Source organism: uncultured Rikenella sp. (genome assembly GCF_910579375.1).
Taxonomy (GTDB): domain Bacteria; phylum Bacteroidota; class Bacteroidia; order Bacteroidales; family Rikenellaceae; genus Rikenella.
On sequence record NZ_CAJTUJ010000193.1, the window covers coordinates 1 to 3314 of the forward strand.

The 3314-nt window shown below is 57.8% G+C and carries 4 protein-coding genes; all 4 read left to right on the top strand.

Annotated elements, in window-relative coordinates; genetic code table 11:
• Positions 1–864: 864 nt before the first annotated feature.
• Positions 865–1017, top strand: a complete 153-nt coding sequence (locus QZ302_RS09510; RefSeq protein ID WP_294594800.1) for a hypothetical protein — start codon at positions 865–867, stop codon at positions 1015–1017.
• A gap of 79 nt (positions 1018–1096) precedes the next feature.
• Positions 1097–1330 carry a hypothetical protein gene (locus QZ302_RS09515; RefSeq protein ID WP_294594802.1) on the top strand — a complete coding sequence of 78 codons (234 nt, stop codon included), beginning with the start codon at positions 1097–1099 and terminating at the stop codon, positions 1328–1330.
• 109 nt (positions 1331–1439) lie between these two features.
• The gene (gene pyk / locus QZ302_RS09520) at positions 1440–2873 is read left to right on the top strand and encodes a pyruvate kinase (protein ID WP_294594805.1); all 1434 of its coding nucleotides are present in this window, start codon (positions 1440–1442) and stop codon (positions 2871–2873) included.
• 143 nt (positions 2874–3016) lie between these two features.
• Complete coding sequence (locus tag QZ302_RS09525; RefSeq protein WP_294594807.1) at positions 3017–3217, top strand: hypothetical protein; 201 nt, start codon at positions 3017–3019, stop codon at positions 3215–3217.
• Positions 3218–3314 lie beyond the last annotated feature (97 nt).

Consider the following 3314-nt stretch of genomic DNA (forward strand, 5'->3'; position numbering starts at 1 on the left):
GGGACGCTCCGAGAACGAACTTCCGAGAATGGGGAAGTGCTTCTGGGACTCGTAGAATCGCCGGACCTGCGGCGGGGCATCTTTGATGCCCGGGCCGGACGCCGTAGCCCGAAACCGAAAGATTGGGCGGTAAATGGGCCGAGCTTTTGCGATCCTTTAGGGTCGCGCGGGCCAGACGCCGCAGCCCGAAACCGAAAGAATTAGGCTGAACTTTTGGTCGTGCTTTGGGCTGACCCTTTGGTCGAGCTCTTGCGGCTCTTTGAGCCGCGCAGTTCGCCGCCACCCCACGCGGCGGACTGCAACTCGACGGAGCTCGTTGCGCCCCCGCTGGCGGCGAACTGTTGTCGTACCCAGAACGAATAGGTAGTGTTTTTGCGACCCTTTCAGGTCGCGCGGGCCGACCGCCTCTCCCCGGTAGGCCCGAAACACGCCGCTCGCGCGTCGAGAGTTGCCGTTCCTCCCGGGCGCCCGGCCCGCCAACGTCAAGCCAGATAGTGTAGAGGCACCTAATTAGGGTAGACCCGGCCAGCTTTCGCGTGCCGAGCGGCACCGTTTATTCCGAGAGGCAGCGCAACTGAAAACCGTAGGAACGATAGTTTGCATCGTTGGTCGTCCACGTCGCGCTGAAATACAAACGGAAACCGTTGGCATCGTCCACTGAAGACGACCAACTGTATCCCCGGTTCCCATTAAGCCCGGTCGTGCCGGAGTGGGCGTTGCGGAAGCCCGGGCCGTTCGGTACTCAAAAGATAGCCCGTCTTGGCTTTAATTTGGGGTAGAGGCGGCCATTGGAGTAGGGGTAACCCGGTCGGTTGCGACGATCGCCCCGCCCCGGGCTACCGCGAGAGAGCCAATGGCGGGCTGATGGGCGTCGGCAACGGCGGATTCAGCAGGTCGGCCACCTCAGAAGATGGTGAGATCGGTAGCATGTGCATGGGATTTGACACGCAATATCTCGCATCCAGTACCTCGGGCAGTCGCGACAACGGTTATCAGTTGCGTTGCCTCTCGGAATAAACGGGGCGAAACTCTGCGACCCGCAGGGGCGCCCAGTCTGCCGCTACCCCCTGCGGCGACTGCAACTCGATGGGGCTCGTTGTGCTCACCGCTGGCGGCGGACTGCATAAGCCCCGCCCCGGGCTACCGCGAGGCGGGCTTCCGCAACAACACCTCGGGCGCGCTGGGCGTTGTCGGCCGGGAAGGATCTATGTGGTCTGCTTCGGACTACGATACGAACGGTTACGGATTACGTGCTGTCACTGACGATGTTCAAGCCAGTTGCGAACATATCCGGGTCTACGGTTTTCAGTTGCGTTGCCTCTCGGAATAAACGGGGACGAGTGGCATGCGAAAATCGGCTGACCTTGGACTGAGGTGATGCCTCGTGCTAAAGACAATAGAGCCTAAAAGAATAGAACCGATACACTACCAACAATAAGATGGAAAAGAAAACCAAGATAGTAGCTACGATTTCGGACAGACATTGCGAAGTCGAGTTTATACGCGCTCTGTATGCCGAAGGGATGAATGTCGTCCGGATAAACTCGGCGCATACGTCGTTCGATGGGGCGACGGAAATTGTCAATAACGTAAGGGCGGTCTCGGAAAAAATCGCCATACTGGTCGATACCAAAGGGCCGGAGATTCGGACTACCCGGATGGCGGACGAGGGGGTGGAGGTGGAGGAGGGGGAACAGATCGCGCTGCGCGGAACGGACGATAACGAACGGCTCTCGTCGAGGGATTGTATCTTTCTGAATGATAAGGATATATTCGACGAGGTGCCGGTCGGGGTGGATGTCCTGATCGACGACGGGGATATCGCGCTGGAGGTGACGGACAAAATCGACGGGGCGCTGATCGCGAGGGTCAGGAACAGCGGGGTGATCAAGGGACGGAAAAGTGTCAATATTCCGGCGGTGCATCTCCATCTGCCGGCGCTCACGGAACGGGATGTCGAGTATATTCACTGGGCGGTGAGGATGAATCTCGATTTCATCGCTCATTCGTTCGTCCGAAATAAGGAGGATTTGATTGAAATCCAACGCATTCTGGATGCGGAGCACAGTACGATCAAGATCATATCGAAGATCGAAAACCAGGAGGGGGTGGATCATATCGACGAAATTCTGGATCATACGTATGCGGTGATGGTGGCGCGGGGGGATTTGGGGGTCGAATTGCATGCGGAACAGATTCCGATCGTTCAGAAAAATCTCGTCCAAAAGTGTATCGAAAGTAAAAAACCGGTCATTATCGCGACGCAGATGCTGCATTCGATGATCAATAATCCGAGGCCGACGAGGGCGGAGGTGAGCGATGTGGCGAATGCGATTTTCCAACGGGTGGATGCCATCATGTTGAGCGGTGAGACGGCGAACGGAAAGTATCCGGTGGAGGCGGTCAAGGCGATGACGAAAATCGCGCTGGCGATCGAGCAGGAGGTGGAGCCGATTATCGATGTCAATATGGTGAGGATCAATAACGAGATTACGGCGCAGTTGGCGAGGTCGGCGGTCAGGGCGTGTACGAATCTGCCGGTCAAGGCGGTGCTGATCGATACGTTGTCGGGGCGGACGGGGCGTTATCTGGCGGCGTTCAGGGGCGAAAAACCGGTCTATGCGCTCTGTTACAGGAAGCATGTGATGCGGGAGCTGGCGCTCTCGTACGGGGTGCATGCGGCGTATGCGGAGCCGGCGATTGCGCATGATCGGTTCAGTTATCAGATGCTCCTGATTCTGGAACGGGCGGGGAAGATTGCGAATGAGGATTTGGTGGTGGTGGTCGGGGGCTCGTTCGGGGCGGCGAAGGGGGCGTCGTTTATGGAGATCAGCAAGGTGATTCATCTGCTCAACAGGGCGATGACGGAGTAGGGAGGGGAAGTGGCTCTATAGAAGGTGCCTTGTGGAAATTCCACCGGGCGCCTTCTCGCTTTTTGGGGGGCTATTGTCCAGGCTGACAAGGAATTCCCCGTGCTGCAACTCGAAGTCTCCGAAAGCATCCATCCTACTGAGGAATGAGCAGCCCCGCCCCGGGCTACCGCTATCATGATACGGGTGCACTGGATCAAGCCGGTTATGGAGGAATTCTCTGGGCAGCTTCGACTGTTAGCAACAGCACTTATGCCTGGCGTTTGTTGTTCGGTGCGACGGGCATGCATCCTTCGTATGCGAGCAATCGTGGTGACGGTTTTCAGTTGCGTTGCCTCTCGGAATAAACGGGGAAGGAGTGGGCCGATGGACAATGGGGCGGAGCTGCCCCATGTAGCCGAACTTTGTGCGGACGGACGCCCGGGAGGTACGACAACTCCCGAC